Source organism: Streptomyces sp. NPDC043812 (assembly GCF_056436245.1).
The window spans coordinates 433,908-449,192 of the sequence record NZ_JBWKCY010000003.1 but is presented as its reverse complement, the minus strand read 5'-3'; the positions used below and the strand labels follow the sequence as shown (position 1 = coordinate 449,192).

The 15,285-nt window shown below is 68.6% G+C and carries 13 protein-coding genes; 7 read left to right on the top strand and 6 right to left on the bottom strand.

Annotated features, from left to right (window positions below):
* Nucleotides 1–168: 168 nt before the first annotated feature.
* Nucleotides 169–1,500 (bottom strand): tetratricopeptide repeat protein, encoded by a 1,332-nt coding sequence (locus AC067Z_RS06985; RefSeq protein WP_478788411.1) that lies wholly within the window; start codon nt 1,498–1,500, stop codon nt 169–171.
* Between the two features lie 218 nt (nt 1,501–1,718).
* On the opposite strand from AC067Z_RS06985, the gene AC067Z_RS06980 reads away from it, so the two are divergent.
* Nucleotides 1,719–2,324, top strand: coding sequence for an ATP-binding protein (locus AC067Z_RS06980; RefSeq protein ID WP_478788410.1), 606 nt, complete (start codon nt 1,719–1,721; stop codon nt 2,322–2,324).
* Between the two features lie 141 nt (nt 2,325–2,465).
* On the opposite strand, the gene AC067Z_RS06975 is transcribed toward AC067Z_RS06980, so the two are convergent.
* Both AC067Z_RS06975 and AC067Z_RS06970 read right to left on the bottom strand, forming a co-directional pair.
* Nucleotides 2,466–5,603 (bottom strand): DEAD/DEAH box helicase, encoded by a 3,138-nt coding sequence (locus AC067Z_RS06975; RefSeq protein ID WP_478788409.1) that lies wholly within the window; start codon nt 5,601–5,603, stop codon nt 2,466–2,468.
* Between the two features lie 65 nt (nt 5,604–5,668).
* Nucleotides 5,669–6,673, bottom strand: coding sequence for an SEC-C metal-binding domain-containing protein (locus tag AC067Z_RS06970; protein ID WP_478788408.1), 1,005 nt, complete (start codon nt 6,671–6,673; stop codon nt 5,669–5,671).
* 132 nt (nt 6,674–6,805) lie between these two features.
* On the opposite strand from AC067Z_RS06970, the gene AC067Z_RS06965 reads away from it, so the two are divergent.
* Entirely contained in the window at nt 6,806–7,594 is a 789-nt protein-coding gene (locus AC067Z_RS06965) for a class E sortase (RefSeq protein WP_478788488.1), read from the top strand.
* A gap of 57 nt (nt 7,595–7,651) precedes the next feature.
* On the opposite strand, the gene AC067Z_RS06960 is transcribed toward AC067Z_RS06965, so the two are convergent.
* Complete coding sequence (locus tag AC067Z_RS06960; RefSeq protein WP_478788407.1) at nt 7,652–8,740, bottom strand: sugar ABC transporter substrate-binding protein; 1,089 nt, start codon at nt 8,738–8,740, stop codon at nt 7,652–7,654.
* Nucleotides 8,741–9,013: 273 nt separating this feature from the next.
* On the opposite strand from AC067Z_RS06960, the gene AC067Z_RS06955 reads away from it, so the two are divergent.
* From AC067Z_RS06955 to AC067Z_RS06945, 3 genes are all read left to right on the top strand, one after another.
* Nucleotides 9,014–9,331 (top strand): DUF6412 domain-containing protein, encoded by a 318-nt coding sequence (locus AC067Z_RS06955; RefSeq protein WP_478788406.1) that lies wholly within the window; start codon nt 9,014–9,016, stop codon nt 9,329–9,331.
* A 156-nt stretch (nt 9,332–9,487) separates the two neighbouring features.
* Entirely contained in the window at nt 9,488–10,225 is a 738-nt protein-coding gene (locus AC067Z_RS06950) for a YidC/Oxa1 family membrane protein insertase (protein WP_478788405.1), read from the top strand.
* Nucleotides 10,226–10,348: 123 nt separating this feature from the next.
* Nucleotides 10,349–11,209 carry a fumarylacetoacetate hydrolase family protein gene (locus tag AC067Z_RS06945; protein WP_478788404.1) on the top strand — a complete coding sequence of 287 codons (861 nt, stop codon included), beginning with the start codon at nt 10,349–10,351 and terminating at the stop codon, nt 11,207–11,209.
* Nucleotides 11,210–11,367: 158 nt separating this feature from the next.
* Here the strand turns inward: AC067Z_RS06945 and AC067Z_RS06940 are convergent, their stop codons facing one another.
* Nucleotides 11,368–11,883, bottom strand: a complete 516-nt coding sequence (locus AC067Z_RS06940) for a heme-degrading domain-containing protein (RefSeq protein WP_478788403.1) — start codon at nt 11,881–11,883, stop codon at nt 11,368–11,370.
* Complete coding sequence (locus AC067Z_RS06935; RefSeq protein ID WP_478788402.1) at nt 11,880–12,968, bottom strand: Gfo/Idh/MocA family protein; 1,089 nt, start codon at nt 12,966–12,968, stop codon at nt 11,880–11,882. Before AC067Z_RS06935 ends, AC067Z_RS06940 begins: the two co-directional genes overlap by 4 nt.
* A gap of 55 nt (nt 12,969–13,023) precedes the next feature.
* On the opposite strand from AC067Z_RS06935, the gene AC067Z_RS06930 reads away from it, so the two are divergent.
* Both AC067Z_RS06930 and AC067Z_RS06925 read left to right on the top strand, forming a co-directional pair.
* On the top strand, nt 13,024–14,199 hold the full coding sequence (locus AC067Z_RS06930; protein WP_478788401.1) for an ROK family transcriptional regulator: 1,176 nt from the start codon (nt 13,024–13,026) through the stop codon (nt 14,197–14,199).
* Between the two features lie 140 nt (nt 14,200–14,339).
* Nucleotides 14,340–15,194, top strand: coding sequence for a hypothetical protein (locus AC067Z_RS06925; RefSeq protein WP_478788400.1), 855 nt, complete (start codon nt 14,340–14,342; stop codon nt 15,192–15,194).
* Nucleotides 15,195–15,285: the final 91 nt, after the last annotated feature.

The window sequence follows — 15,285 nt, the reverse complement described above, 5'->3', positions numbered from 1 at the left end:
GCGCTGAGCAAGATGAGGGCCCCCGAGCCCGACCCACCAGATGGAGTCGCCTGCCTGGTACCAACGGATAGCGCCGATGAGGAGCAAGGCGGAGATGAGGGCGCTGATGCGGTTAGCCACGGGGCTATCCTCGCTGACGTCCTCGTACTCGGCGCAGAACCCTTGATGTCAGGCAGGAGCCAGCGGCCGAGCCCGCTCGTACAGTTCGCGCGCGTATCGATTTCGCAGGTGGGGGCGGATCGCCGACATCATGGAGCGAAACCGGTCGTCGCAGCGGCCTGACTGCACATGCTGGTAGTCGTCCAGCATCCGGTGCCAATCGCTGCAGGCCTCTTCTAGCCGACCGAGTTGCAGTTTCCGCTCTGCGAGCGTCGCCCCGTGGCGGGCACGGGCTCTCCGGTACAAGGGTTCACGTAGCCGGTTCGACTCCTCCAGCGACTCGACTGAGCCAGCGGTGTCGCCCAGTTCATAACGAACCTGCCCTATGTGGTAGTTCAGCGCGGCAGGGTCGTACGAGCCGAAGGCCTTGGCCCGTGACTCGGCACGGTCCATCGCCGCCTCCGCCTCGTGCATCCGCCGGAGAGCAATCTGTCGATCACCCAACTGTGCCGCCGCATGAGCCTGCTGGCCTACCAGGAACGCCATCATCCTCGGCCCGGCTTGAGGGGAAGCCGCGGCAGCGGCATCAGCAAGCTCAAGTGCCTTCACGCCGTGCCCGAGGTCCACTGCTTGCACGCTCATGCCCCGCAAGGTGGTGCAGTAGGTCAGGTGGTCCTCCGCTCCGCCCGCAAGCTCGAGCGCCTTCACGTAGTAGCGCTGAGCGAGCCCGTCAGCACGCTCATCCATGGCCATGTACCCGGTCAAATAGCAATGATCAGCGGCGGCCGAAAGCATCGCCTTGCGGACCGTCTCCGACCCTTCGGCCTTCAGGTACGGACCGATGGTGTTCACCAAGAAGGCTGCCGCCATGGGCCGGGCATGGCGGCCACCGAACATGTCGTCGACCTCGCTGATCCGCTCGGACACGGCTACGACGGCGTCGACTTCGCCCTGCCCGATCTTCATGTGTGGGTTTCGACGGTGGGCATCGAACCGACCCGCCACATCCGGGAAACCGGGAATGAGCGCCGCGACCGAGTAGAGGCCAGCGCTGCCAAGTACGGCTCTGCGGGATGGATCCATGTCCACGCTCCCCAGTTCGACCAGTCCCGTCACGGTATCCGGGACGGCGGTCGAGGGGTCTGCGGCTGCGGCGAAACCGACTTCTCTTGGCGTAACTGGCCTCGACAGGCGGCGGGAGAACGCCTCAAGGATCGCCGGATGTACGCGCGTACGTGGTGTGGTTCCGGATAGCCAGTGACACACAGCCGAGTCGTCATACCGCAGCGATAACCCCATCTCCCCGCCCACCTTGTTGACCGCGCGAGCGACCTCACTGTTGGTCCAACGGGCTTCGGCGATGAGGGCAGCGAGTGACGGGTTTGGTGTCCGGGCGCTCATGCAGTGGCCTCCCTGAAATTCAGGACTTTCAATCCTCCATCCCGACAGAGCCATACCCACGTGGAGTGCCGGTCAGTTCACTAAACGTTAGCGTGCCTGGGGGCTGCGACGGCTCCAGTGAGCGTCTGGGCGCCACTCGGTGCAGTGAGTGTTGACCGCCGGAAGGGTTGAGGTTAGTGAATGCTTGCCGGAGCGAAGTTCTGCGAAAGCCATGGGAGTTGCCGTTCCTGGCAGAGGGACGAGAACTCGCCGCCCTGCGACGTATCCTGCGGCTGCACTTGACTCACTGGGGCCTGCCCAACGTGATCAACGCTGCCCAGGTCTGTACGACGGAACTTGTCGGCAACGTGATCAAGCATGTCGGTGACCAGACGCCCACCACGCTGACCGTTTCGATGAACGATACGTACCTGCGCATTGAGGTGAAGGACCCGGATACGAGCGTGCTGCCCACTCTGATGTCGGCCCAGGCTGACGATGAGGCCGGCCGCGGTGTGGCCTTGGTGGATGCCACGGCTGCCCGCTGGGGCGTCATTCTCCGTGCAGACTCGAAGGTCACATGGTGCGAACTAGCGACAGGACTCACAGCAGCCAACGGGCATGTAGGCAGTCCGGGAGTTACTCGTGCTGAGGCTCTGATTGGCCTCTATGGCGCTGTTCGCCAGCCGCAGGCCACTGAGAGCAGCCGCTTGAGCGTGACGGTTGCGCAGGAGGCGGCGATCGACGTGATCGCCGACCTTCTCCAATGGCTTCGTGCCCATGGGTGCGACCCGGACGAGGCCCTGGACCGTGCCCAGATGCACCTTGAGATGGAGGTGGCGTAGAGAGGATCGGCCTGCGTGCGCGGGTCGGGAGTGGCGACCTGAAGGCTGAGAACTAGTCCAGTGTCGATCAATTTTGGCCAACGGGCATCGCCGTATTGCCAACTTTACTCATCGGCAGCTTTGGGGTATCGAGCGGCAGGGCTAGCTGGCTATGGCTGAGTAGGTCAACACATCCGCCGGGATCTCATGTTGTAGGTCCCACGTGATCCCCATCGGCTTGCTGCCCTTGTGCTCGACGTACTCGGCGGGGCCCAGAAGCATCCACGGCTGAGGCCCACCGATGTCCGTCTTCTTGAATCGGCGGACGAACATGAGGACGTGTGAACCCCGGCTTTTGTGTGTCTGGTAACGGATTCCAGTGGGAGAGCTCTCCGATGTCTGGTTCTGGGACTCCCAGTGAAAACGAAAATTACTCATGGCGTAGTCGCGATACCGGGTCTGCGGCGAGAAGTCCTTCTCATCCTTCTCCAGCGTGATGAGTAGCGCGTCCGTCTGTATGTCGTCGCACCACTTCACGCCCTCCCGGAAGTGGCCAGGCATGAAGCCACCGATCGCGGACTGCCCCAGGGCAGGGAGGATCTCCTCACGGCTATACGAGGCGTGGACGGTGAGCGGCAGGCCGGCCAGTTCATCATGCAGCGGGACTGGGACGTGGTCTGTGCGATCAAGGTTGTAAGCCAGGACCTGTCGCAGCTCGTCCCGGAAGGGCTCGTGTTGGCGAAGCGAGTTGAGCGCTTCCTGGTAGGTAGAGAAACCGCCAAGAGGCCAGAGTGAGAAGTACAGCATGCGTGCGTATGCCTGCTCATGCTCACTGAGTTCTGCGTAGCTAGGGGCGTCGTCTTCCAGAAGCTTCGCGTACGTGGAGACTCGTTCCGGGTCATCAACATGAAGGAATGCTGAAACTCGCTTGAGGAGCGCGTCCTCTCCGTCAGGAACGGGAGAGGTCAGGAGTCGTGCCCTGCGTAGAAGCCCGGTCCAGGAGTTGCCCGTGCCTCGGTAGAGCTCCTTCAATTCGCGCCCGCTCTCGCGGAGGTAGGCGGCGAGGCGGCGCTCGCCGAAGTGGCCAACCTCCCGCGTCAGCTGCGTGACGTTGACGCCGATCTGGCTGCGGATGTTGTCGATGATCAGGTCCTTGGCCTTGGGCTCAAGGATGATCTGGCAACCGGACGGCAGCTGGGGGAAATCATGCTCCATGCTGACAAGCAGGCGGTTGCGGGTCAGATTGGTCAGCGCCCGGAACTGCTCCTCGAAGCGGAACTCCTTACGGTGCTGGCCGATGAAGTCCAGAACCGTAAGGACTGCCTTGCTCTCGCTCCGCCTCAGCCCGCGGCCCAGCTGCTGAAGGAATACGGTGGCACTCGATGTCGGGCGCAAAAGGAGGAGTGTGTCGACGTCCGGGACGTCCAAGCCCTCGTTGAAGAGGTCGACAGAGAAGATCACCTGAAGCTCGCCGGATCTCAGCGAATCCAACGCCCCCTTGCGCTGCTCCCGCGGTGTCTCGCCGGACAGGGCCGTGGCATTGAAGCCCGCCCTTTGGAAGAAGTCGGCCATGAACTTGGCGTGGGCTACAGACACACAGAACCCGAGGGCGCGCATGGTGCCAGGATCGGTGACCTTGTCGAGGACGGCCCGCACTACAAGGCGAGCGCGGGCATCGTTACCGGTGAAGAGGTTGCTGAGCAACGAGGAGTCGTATGCGCCGCGCTTCCATGCGATGGCGCTCATATCGGTATTGTCGGTGACCCCGAAGTAGTGGAAAGGGCTGAGTAGTTCGTTCTCCAGCGCCTCCCACAGACGCATCTCAGCGGCAATGCGCCCATCGAAGAATTCGTCCTGAACGTTGCGGCCATCCATCCGCTCGGGGGTCGCCGTCAAGCCCAGCAGCTCAACAGGCTCGAAGTGATCGATGATCCGACGGTAGGTCGGCGACACCCCATGGTGGAACTCGTCAATGACGACAACATCAAAGTGATTGGGTGCGAAGCGCTCCAGCGAACGGGAGCTGCTGAGCGACTGAACGCTCGCAAAGACATGCGTCCACTCCTCAGGAACGATGCCGCTGTGGAACTCCCTGCCGAAGTTGGCATCGACAAGAACGTCTTGGTACGTGCTGAGCGACTGCCGGAGGATCTCCTGGCGGTGGGCGACGAACAACAAGCGCAGGGCGCGGCCGTGTTGCTGGCGAAGGCGCTTGTAGTCGAGAGCGGCCATGACCGTTTTCCCCGTGCCTGTGGCAGCGACCAGCAGGTTGCGGTGGCGATCGTGCACAGTGCGCTCGACCTCGAGTCGCTCGAGCATGTCGCGCTGGTGCGGATACGGACGCACTTCCAGCCCGGACAGTGAGATGCGGCGTCCTTCGGCGCTACTGGTTCCGCGCCCTGCCAGCTGCAGCGCTTCGTCCAGGCGCTGGAAGTCGCGATCAGGGTCGTAGAGCTCAAAGGCTGACTCGCTCCAGTAGGAGTCAAAGGTCGCCTCAAACTTCCGGAGCACATCGGGGGTCGCGATGGAGGAGAGACGGACGTTCCACTCCAGGCCATCGAGAAGCGCGGCTTTTGAGAGGTTGGAGCTGCCGACATACGCCGTGTCGTAGCCGCTGTTGCGTCGGAAGAGCCACGCCTTGGCGTGAAGGCGCGTGGAGCGCAGCTCGTAGTTGACCTTCACTTCGGCGTTGAACTTTTGGACCAACTTGTCCAAGGCTCGACGCTCCGTGGCACCTATGTAAGTGGTGGTGATGACGCGTATGGGAACCCCGCGAGCGTGAGCTGCTTCGAGGGACTGCTCGATGACACGAAGTCCGTGCCACTTTACGAAGGCACAGAGCAGGTCTACGCGATCTGCGGTGGCTAGCTCAGCGCGCAGCTCAAAGCCGAGGCTTGGGTCTTCGGGGGAGTTGGTGATGAGTGCTGTTTCGGAAAGAGGTGTCGCGGGCCTGATCGCGTAGACGCCCTTCGCCTCCTGCTCAGCGATGGCGAGAAGCTGCCGAGGACCATCAGCGACCAGGTCCACCCACTCGCGAGCCCCCTCGATGGTGTTCATCGACTCAAGGATGTGATTGGCCGCATGTACGCGCTCGGTTGCTGGTAGACGCTCAAGCACCCGCCGCATCGTTTCGGCTACATGCCGGGCGATCACGTGAGACGAAGACTCGGGCCCCACCGTGCCGTCGATAGCGTGCCAGTCGTCGTCGCTGAGGGTCTTCAGCTGACTCTCAAGCCGCAAAGTGATCAGCTGCTCGTATAGACCGGCGATCGGCCGGTTGGCATCAATGGGACCCGGCATCCGCATTCCCTCCCCGTTCGGATCTGTCAGTGATACCAGGCATCACTGACAGTCCGGACGAGGGCCTACCCCCCGTGACAATCCCTGTACGCCCGCCCCGACCCGCACCAGCACCCCGCGCCCTTCGCCGGGGGCCAGGCTGCCGCCTTGCCCCGCGCCGCCAGGGTCGTTGCGTACTGCGGGAGCAGGTCCGTGTTCGACGGGGAGGACTGTTCCGAGGCCGCGAACGCCTCGTAGGACGGGACCGTGCCCGTCACAATGCCCAGGTTCTCCGTGCCCGTTGCCGCGAGGTCGCGCAGGGCCGTCTCGATCGACGTCAGGTGGGACTCGTGGGTCGGGTACTCCGACGCGAGGTCCGGGTACTCCGCGAGCAGTTCGGCGAGTTCCGCCTCCGGCCAGTGCAGCACCGCCACCGGGAACGGGCGGGACAGGGCAGAGCGGTAGGAGCCCAGTTCCGAGCGGAGGCGGGCGATTTCCGCCTTCAGCTCGGCCGGGTTGTCGGAGCCCAGCGCCCACAGGCGCTTCGGGTCGTGGAGCTCGTCCAGGGTGAAGTCCGGGGTGTGGGTCGTGTGGACCCGGTCCGCGAGGGCGTCGTGGTCGTCGTGGGGGAGCGCCAGCAGGCGGCGGACGCGGTGGCGGCCGGCCAGCAGGGACTGGGTCGCGTAGGGGACCTCGTCGTCGTCGGGCAGCAGCAGGGCGAGGGCCTGGGTGAAGCACTCGAGGGAGGCCTCGAGCTCGTCGTGGGACTCCAGCGTCTCGGCGATGATCTCCCACGGCGCCGCTTCCGTCGGCGCCGCGATACGGATGCCGGCGATCAGGGCACGGGCCTCTGCTTCGTGGCCGTACTCCCAGAGGTTGGCCGCCTGGAGGGCCTTGATCAGCTGCGGGTGCTCGGGCTCGGCGAGCAGCAGGCGGTCGTAGAGGCTGGAAGCCCGGCCGCGGTCACCGGCCAGCTCCAGATGGGCGGCAGCCTGGAGCAGCAGCTGTTCGTCGTCCTCCGGATACTGCGCTGCGGTACGCAGCAGGCGCTCGGCTTCGGCGGTGTGGTCAGCAGGCGTGTCGGGGCGCATGCAGCACACCGTACTGCTGTACGGGGTACGAGCGGGGAGACCCCGATCACGGCGAATGGTGCCGAGGGCTGCGCGACGCTGGTGAGTTGACGGCCCCGGCCCTACCCTGCGCCCGTGCGGAACGGGCAGTGGATGCGGCAATGGCACCGGTGGAGGCAGCGGCGTGCGCGGGCGGCCCTCGCCCGCGGGCTGTGGGCTGCGGCCGAGATCACCGTCACCCTTGGGGCCGTCGTCCTCCTCCTCGTGGTCCACCAGCTGTGGTGGACCAACCGGCAGGCCCAGCAGGGCGCCGAGCGCCAGGTGCGGGCCCTGGAGCAGGAATGGGAGCACGAGTGGGAGGGGGAGACGGGGGAGGAGGCCGGGGCAACAGCCCCTGAGACGCCCACCCCGGGCGCGGAGGAAACGGCGCAGGCAGCGGAGGGGAGCGCCGGCCGGAGCAGCCGGCCGGCCGGACCGCCCCGCTGGGACCAGGCGTACGCCGTCCTGCGCATTCCGCGGCTCGGCGTCGTCGCCCCCGTCGCGCAGGGCATCGGCAAGCGGGGCGTGCTGGACAAGGGGTACGTCGGGCACTACCCGCAGACCGCGCAGCCCGGCCGCGCCGGGAACTACGCCGTCGCCGGGCACCGCAACACCCACGGGGAGCCGTTCCGGTACATCAACCGGCTCCGCAGCGGCGACACCGTCGAGGTCGAGACCCGCGAGGGGGTTTTCGTCTATGCCGTGGACAAGACCGTGCCGCGGACGACTCCCCGGGACACCGGCGTGATCAACCCCGTGCCGCGCAGCCTTGTGCGGGCCTCGCTCGGGTACGCCGAACCCGGCTACTACCTGACCATGACGACCTGCACCCCCGAGTACAGCTCGACGTACCGGCTCGTGGTGTGGGCGAAGCTCAGGTCGGTCCAGCCCCGCGCTGGGTGACGACGCTCGTGAGTACGGCCCGGGCCGGCGCGCCGTCGGGGGCGGCCGGCCCGTCCGTCACTTCAGGCCGAGCTCGGCGCAGTCCTCCGCGTACTCGGCGGTGCAGATGTCCTTCACCGTGAAGACACCGTCCTTGACGACCGTGTCCTTGATGTTGTCCTTGGTCACGGGGATGACCGGGACCAGTACGGACGGGATGGCCTTCTGCGTGGGGCTGTCGACATCGGTCTGCGCCACGGTGTTGAGCGACATGCCCCGGGCGAGCAGGACCGCCATCTCGGCGGCGGCCGCGGCCTCCGGACGATTCGGCTTGTAGACGCTCATGTACTGCTCGCCCGCGACGATCCGCTGCACCGCGGCGAGTTCCGCGTCCTGGCCGGTGACCGGCGGGATCGGGAACAGCCCGGCCTCCTTCAGCGCGGAGATGACGCCGCCCGCCATGCCGTCGTTCGCGGAGTAGACGCCGACGACGTTGCCCTTGCCGAGGGAGTCGAGCGCGTTCTCCATGTTGGCCTTGGCGTTCTCCGGCTTCCACTCCTTGGTGTCGTACTCCTCGCCGATGGTCACCTTGGCGCCGAGCGCCGCCTTGGCGCCGCGCTTGAACATGGCCGCGTTCGGGTCGGTGAGCGCGCCGTTCATCATCACGATCTGGCCGGTCTTGGCCTTGCCGCCCAGCGCCTCCAGCAGGGCCTGGCCCTGGACGTGGCCGACCTGCTCGTTGTCGAAGGAGGTGTAACCGTCGATCGGGCCCTCGGCGAGACGGTCGAAGGCGATGACGGGTATGCCCGCCTCCTTTGCCTTGGTGATGCTGCGGGCGATCGCCTTGGAGTCCACTGCGTCCACGATCACCGCGTCGACTTCGCCGATCATGTTCTCCAACTGGCGGGCCTGGAGAGCGGCGTCCTGGTTGGCGTTGGCGTACTCGACCCTGCCCTCGCCGAGTGTCAGCTGTCCGACCTTGTCCTCGATGACTGGTTTGTCGAACTTCTCGTAACGCGCTGCCTCGCGCTCCGGGAGGAGGAGACCGATGACGATGTCGTTGCTCAGCCTCACGCCCGATCCTTCGTCGCTGATGCAGCCGGTGAGCGAAAAGGCGAGTGCGGAGGCGGCAGCGGCACCAGCGGCGCGACGCAGACGAGCGTTCATGTGCGGAAATCAACCTCCGGGGGAGGGCCGCGCATTTACGGCCGGGGTGGCGCAAAGCCAACTCTGTGCCGACATGGGCGTCAAGAGGTGCACGGTTAACGTGATGGCAACGGTGTTGCATGTTGGACAAGTGACGGGAAACCCGACGAGCGGGAACCTCCGTGTACCGTCGCTCGTCTATAGACGCGATTCGCTCCTGCGCGGCAGGAGCGGCGCGAAGGCCACCGCGGGGGACTCGCGGAAGTGCACGAGAGCGGGAGAGGGGGAGGGCGCATGCTGGGTCGCACCACACGGCTGCTCCGCCCCGCCGCGCTGCTGTTCTTCCTCCTCGTCGAGGTCCTCCTCGTCGACGGCGACGGCATCACCGCCGCCGTGGCGCTCGCCGCGACCGCCACTGCCGCCGCCGGTTCCGCCCTCGTCGTCTGCGCCGTCATCAGCGCGCGCTGCGCGCCCGCCGTGCCGCGCACCCGGGTCCGCACCGCCCTGCGCGACAGGGAGCAGCGCACCGCCTTCCTCCCGCAACGCGATCCCGATGCCCGGGGTCGCACGCGTCCCCGAGCCCCCGGCCGCCTCCTTCCGGCGGCCCTGTAGGGACTTCACCCCACTCGGGAGATCTTCCCGGTGGGACCTCCCCGGCAGGGGCTCCCTGCTCGGGGGACATCTCCCCCGCTGGGGACACCCAGCCCTCGGGCCGTCATGCCGCCATGACCTCGTTCCGGCACGACGAGACCCCCGGAGGGCTCACCCATGTCCGTTTTCGCCACCCTGGTCGAGCAGCTCGCCGACCTTCTCCAGCCGTTGTTCGCCGCGTCCGCCACGGCCGCCGCCATCGTCGTCTTCACCGCGCTCGTGCGGCTCGCCGTCCATCCACTGTCCCGGGCCGCCGCCCGCGGCCAGAAGGCCCGCACCCGGCTCGCACCGCAGCTGGCCGAACTCCGCACGAAGCACGGCAAGAACCCCGAGCGGCTGCAGAAGGCCACGATGGAGCTGTACGCGAAGGAGAAGGTGTCGCCGTTCGCCGGCTGCCTGCCGTCGCTGCTCCAGCTGCCCGCGTTCTTCCTGATGTACCACCTGTTCTCCAGCGCGCGGATCGGCGGTGAGCCGAACGGACTGCTGGGGCACACCCTCTTCGACGCCCCGCTCGGCGGGCGGTGGACGGGCGCGCTGGCCGACGGCGGGGTCTTCGGCGGGGCCGGGCTCGTCTATCTGGCGCTCTTCGTGATCGTCGCCGCCGTCGCCACCTTCAACTACCGCCGCACCAAGCGGCAGATGGCGGCCGCGCCCTCCGCGGCGGAGCAGATGCCGGGCATGGGCGCGATGGTGAAGGTCATGCCGCTGATGTCGTTCGCCACCCTGATCACCGTCGCCGTCGTGCCGCTGGCTGCAGCGCTGTACGTGGTCACCACCACGACCTGGTCGGCGGTCGAGCGGGTGTTCCTGTACCGGGACATGCCGGTCGCCGGAGCGCTTGCTACCGCCGCGTAAAGGTCCAGGTTGTGAACAGGGTCTTGCAGAGTGGTCGGATGTCTTGGAGGATCAGCCAACCCTACGATCCTCCGACGGCCGCACCTGTCGGGCCGGGTCCGCACTCGACCAGGGGAGACGAACATGAAGCTGCTGCGTGTCGGTACGGCTGGCGCCGAGCGCCCCGCTCTGCTCGACGAGGACGGCGTGACCCTGCGTGACCTGTCCGGTCTCGTCCAGGACATCGACGGGCCGCTGCTCGAGGACGCCGCCGCCCTCGACCGGATCCGGGCCGCCGCCGACGCCGGTGACCTGCCCGTACTGGACGCGGCCGGCCTCCGGACCGGGCCGCCGCTCGCCCGTGTCGGCAAGGTCGTGTGCATCGGGCTGAACTACCACGACCACGCCGCCGAGACCGGGGCGCAGCCCCCGGCCGAGCCGGTCGTCTTCTTCAAGGCGGCGGACACGGTCGTCGGTCCGAACGACACCGTGCTCGTGCCGCGTGGCAGCCGCAAGACCGACTGGGAGGTCGAACTCGCGGTCGTGATCGGACGTACGGCGCGCTACATCGCCGACGACGAGGACCCGCTGTCGTACGTCGCCGGGTACGCGGTCGCCCACGACGTCTCCGAGCGCGAGTTCCAGATCGAACGCGGCGGTACCTGGGACAAGGGCAAGAACTGCGAGACGTTCAACCCGCTCGGGCCGTGGCTGGTGACCGCCGACGAGGTACCCGACCCGCAGGCCCTGCCGCTCAAGCTGTGGGTCAACGGGGAACTGAAGCAGAACGGCTCCACCGCCGACCAGATCTTCCCGGTGGCCGAGGTCGTCCGGTACGTCAGCCAGTTCATGACCCTGTACCCGGGCGACGTCATCAACACGGGTACGCCGGCGGGCGTGGCGCTGGGGCAGCCGGAGCCGAAGCCGTTCCTGCGCGCCGGTGACGTGGTGGAGCTCGAGGTCGAGGGACTCGGGCGGCAGCGCCAGGAGCTCAAGGACGCGTAGGCGGGGCGGGCCGGGCGGTCTCCGGGGCGGTTCCCTGGCCGCTGCGACCTCTCCGCGCCGGCCGCAGGGGCAAATGTGTACGGGGATTCCGGTCTCGCCGGAATCCCCGTACACGGTCACTTGCTCACACGTTCACGCGCCGCGAGCGTCCCGGCCCGTCAGGACGGCGGGCCCGCCGTGCCGCTCGACCCGTCCGCGTGCGCGGCGAACCGCTCCAGCGCCTCGACCACCATCGCGTGGTCCTCGGCCTGCGGCAGGCCCGACACCGTGACCGAGCCGATGACGCCGACGCCCTCGACCGCGATCGGGAACGAGCCGCCGTGGGCCGCGTACACATCGGGGTCCAGCCGCGAGGACTGCTCGAACGTCGTGCCCTTGGCGCGGTGGCGGGCGCCGACCAGGTACGAACTCTCGCCGTACCGCTCGACGACCCGGCGCTTGCGGTCGATCCACGCGTCGTTGTCCGGGCTGGAACCCGGCAGGGCGCAGTGGAACAGCTGCTGCGCCCCCCGGCGGATGTCGATCGCGACCGGCGCGTCGCGCAGATGGGCCATCTCGACGAGCAGACTGCCCAGCTTCCAGGCGTCTCCGTAGGTGAAGCGGCGCAGCGTCAGCCGCCGCTCCTGCTCGCTGATCTCGTCGACGGTGAGGTGCTCGGTGGCGCTGCTGCTCATGCGGTGATCTCCACGGTGACGCCGTCGCGGGCGGAGCGACGGGCGGCTTCCAGGACGTCGAGGGCGGCGGCCGCCTGGAGAGCGGTCACCGGCGCGGGACCCTTGTCGAGGGCGGCGGCGGCGACCGCCGCGTAGAACGCGGGGTAGTCGCCCGGAAGGGTCTCGACCGGGCTGCCTCCGCCCGTGACCGGGGACTCCCCGTCGCCGAGGCGGCCCCACATCGACTCGGGCTCCACGCCCCAGGGCTCGCCGGCGGCCGGGCGCTTCCCATCACGCAGATCGGCCTCCTGCGGGTCCAGTCCGTACTTCACGTACCCGGCCTTCGAGCCGAGAACCCGGAAACGGGGTCCGAGCTGGGCGGTGGTGGCACTCACGTACAGATGCGAGCGGACTCCGCCGGCGTGCGTGATCGCGATGAAGGTGTCGTCGTCGGTCTCGGCGCCGGGGCGGCGCACGTCGGCCTCCGCGTAGACCCGCACGGCCGGGCCGAACAGGGTCAGCGCCTGGTCGACGACATGGCTGCCCAGGTCGTACAGCAGGCCGCCGATCTCCGCCGGGTCGCCCGACTCGCGCCAGCCGCCCTTGAGCTGCGGCCGCCAGCGCTCGAAGCGGGACTCGAAGCGCTGGACGTCGCCGAGCTCGCCGTCGGCGATCAGCTGCTGGAGGGTGAGGAAGTCGTTGTCCCAGCGGCGGTTCTGGAAGACCGAGAGCAGCAGTCCGCGCTCCTCGGCGAGGGCCGCGAGCTCACGGGCCTCGGCGGCGGTGCCGGCCAGCGGCTTGTCCACGACGACGGCGAGACCGGCCTCGAGGGCGGCGGTCGCGATCGGGACATGCGTCTTGTTCGGCGAGGCGATGACGATCAGGTCGAGCTCGTCCGCCCGCGCCCACAGCTCGTCGGGGGACGCGGCGAAGCGCACCGCGTCGCCATACGCGGCACGGGCCTCCTTCCGCCGCTCCTCGTTCGACGTGACGATCGTGTCGAGGACCAGACCCTCGGTGGTGGCGATCAGCGGGGCGTGGAAAACGGAGCCCGCCAGGCCGTAGCCGACGAGTCCGACGCGGAGGGGAGTGCCGGTACCAGTCATGAGTCCACTTAAGCAACGGTGTTGCCAAAGTGCAAGCGCTGCGGACAATGGGAGGGTGACGACCGTGAACGCGAGCGCGAACAATGGCCTTCCCGCGGCAGGGGCCGGGGTCAACCTCCCTGCCCTGCGCAGCCACAACGCTGCCTTGGTCCTCGACCTGCTGCGCACGGCGGGCGAGGCCGGGATCAGCCGGATCGAGCTCGCGGAGGGCACGGGCCTGACGCCGCAGGCCGTCAGCAAGATTGTCGGTCGTCTGCGGACCGAGGGCCTGGCGGAGGAGGCGGGACGCCGCGCCTCCACGGGCGGCAAGCCGCGTACGGTGCTTCGCCTGGTGCCGTCGGCGGGCCACGCGGTGGGCCTCCACCTGGACCGCGACGAACTGACCGCGGTCCTGCTCGACCTCTCCGGCACCCGGGTCGCGACCCGGACGACTCCGCTCGACCTGGGTGCGGGCGCGGACCCCGTCCTCGCGGAAGCGGCACGGGAGGTGCGGGAGCTGCTGTCGACGGTGCGGGCCGAGACTCCCGCGCCCGGCGCGACGGGTCCGGGCGCGGGCGCCGGAACGCCCCGCGTGCTCGGCGTCGGCGTCGCCATGCCCGGGCCGCTCGACCATCTCACCGGGGTTCCGCAGCGTGTGACCGGGTTCCCCCAATGGGACGGGTATCCGCTGCGCGACGCGCTCGCCGCACGGCTCGGGCTTCCCGTCGTGCTCGACAAGGACACCAACGCCGCCGCCCTCGGACTGGCCCTGCGCGGTCCCGGCGACTCCTTCGCGTACCTCCACCTCGGGACGGGGCTGGGCGCCGGGCTCGTGCTCGGCGGTGCCCTTTACCGCGGCGCCCGCACCGGTGCCGGCGAGTTCGGGCATCAGGTCGTCCAGCTCGACGGCCCCGCCTGCGACTGCGGCAACCACGGCTGCATCGAGGCCCTGTGCCTGGCTGCCGTCGCCCGCGGTGACATCGCCGGCGCGGCCAGGGTGCTCGGCACCGGTGCCGCCAACCTCGTCGAACTGCTCGACATCGACCGCGTCCTGCTCGGCGGCCGTGCGGTCGCCGCCGCCGAGGAGGACTTCGTGCGCGGGGTCGGGGAGGTTCTCGCGGCGCGCAGCCGGGTGCCGGTCGCGCCCGCCGGGGGCGGCGGGTACACGGTCGCCGACGGCGCGGCCCAGCTCGTTCTCGCGCCGGTGTTCGGCCGTGCCCCGGTTGCCTTCGCAGCCAACCGGATCGGATGAAAATACGCTGACAGGAGGGGCGTTGCACCGCTGATCGGCGGTACGGGACCTGCCGCCGCGGGCGGGCCGGGCAACGATGGCAGGGTCCCGGGCCACGGCCCGGGTTTCCCCGGCAGTACGCGAGCAAGCAAAGGTCATTCATGCGACTGCGCAGCGCCCTCGCCCTCACAGCCGGCACCGCGGTGATCACGCCCGCGGTGCTGTTCGGTCCGGCCGCCGTGGCCGAAGCCCACGACGGCGTCCATCGAGGTGTCCGTGCGCCGGACGCGCGTCCCGCCGTTCCCGCGGGGACCGCGGCCGCGACGCCCGCCCCCGGCACCGCCGTCGGGCCGGACGACGACCGCCCCGAGGAACAACCCGCCGACCAGCAGCCCACCTGCGGCAAGGCCGCCGATCCCGACTTCCCCATCCGGACGCGGATCCACGGCGGCCCCGGCACCGTGCACCCGGGCGCAGGTTTCCAGGGCTGGGAGCTGGACCTCACCAACACCACCCGGGAGCTGTGCCACCACATCCACCCGGTGGTGATCCTCACCGGCCGCGATCCGGGGCTCTCGGCCGACCGGGTCGACGTCCAGTTCCACGACGAGGACGCCGGGCGCTGGCGCCCCGTGCCCCTGGAGCGGACCAGCGCGGACGAGATCGTCGGCGTGTTCGACGACGGCTTCCGCGGCTTCGTCGTACCGGCCGGGAAGACGGTCACCGTCAAGGTCCGGCTGTCCCTCGCCACGGGCACCGCGCCGAACGCCGTCACCGTCAACGCCGCCGTCGTCCAGCGCAAGGGCAGTGACGGGGACTGGGTCGGCGCGTCCGGGGACTACCGCTTCGCCGTCACCGAGGCACCCAAGGAATCGCCTTCGGCACGGTCCCCCGAGCAACTCGCCACCACCGGCTCCGGGTCCGTCGCCCGCCTCGTCGCCGCGGCGGCCACGATCGCGCTCGGCACCGGGGTGCTGGTGCTCGTGACCCGGCGCTTCGGGGCGCGCCGGCGCTGAGCGGCCCCGTCGCGCCCACGCCCACCCGTGCTCCGGGCAGCGGGTGTTCACAGTGGCCTGACCCCGGATGTTCACCGGCGGCTGCAAGCAT

Bases quoted from the DNA above. Each gene is read 5' to 3' on its own strand.
- AC067Z_RS06985 (WP_478788411.1), bottom strand. From the start codon at position 1,500: ATGAGCGCCCGGACACCAAACCCGTCACTCGCTGCCCTCATCGCCGAA.
- AC067Z_RS06975 (WP_478788409.1), bottom strand. From the start codon at position 5,603: ATGCCGGGTCCCATTGATGCCAACCGGCCGATCGCCGGTCTATACGAG.
- AC067Z_RS06970 (WP_478788408.1), bottom strand. From the start codon at position 6,673: ATGCGCCCCGACACGCCTGCTGACCACACCGCCGAAGCCGAGCGCCTG.
- AC067Z_RS06965 (WP_478788488.1), top strand. From the start codon at position 6,806: ATGCGGCAATGGCACCGGTGGAGGCAGCGGCGTGCGCGGGCGGCCCTC.
- AC067Z_RS06960 (WP_478788407.1), bottom strand. From the start codon at position 8,740: ATGAACGCTCGTCTGCGTCGCGCCGCTGGTGCCGCTGCCGCCTCCGCA.
- AC067Z_RS06955 (WP_478788406.1), top strand. From the start codon at position 9,014: ATGCTGGGTCGCACCACACGGCTGCTCCGCCCCGCCGCGCTGCTGTTC.
- AC067Z_RS06950 (WP_478788405.1), top strand. From the start codon at position 9,488: ATGTCCGTTTTCGCCACCCTGGTCGAGCAGCTCGCCGACCTTCTCCAG.
- AC067Z_RS06945 (WP_478788404.1), top strand. From the start codon at position 10,349: ATGAAGCTGCTGCGTGTCGGTACGGCTGGCGCCGAGCGCCCCGCTCTG.
- AC067Z_RS06940 (WP_478788403.1), bottom strand. From the start codon at position 11,883: ATGAGCAGCAGCGCCACCGAGCACCTCACCGTCGACGAGATCAGCGAG.
- AC067Z_RS06935 (WP_478788402.1), bottom strand. From the start codon at position 12,968: ATGACTGGTACCGGCACTCCCCTCCGCGTCGGACTCGTCGGCTACGGC.
- AC067Z_RS06925 (WP_478788400.1), top strand. From the start codon at position 14,340: ATGCGACTGCGCAGCGCCCTCGCCCTCACAGCCGGCACCGCGGTGATC.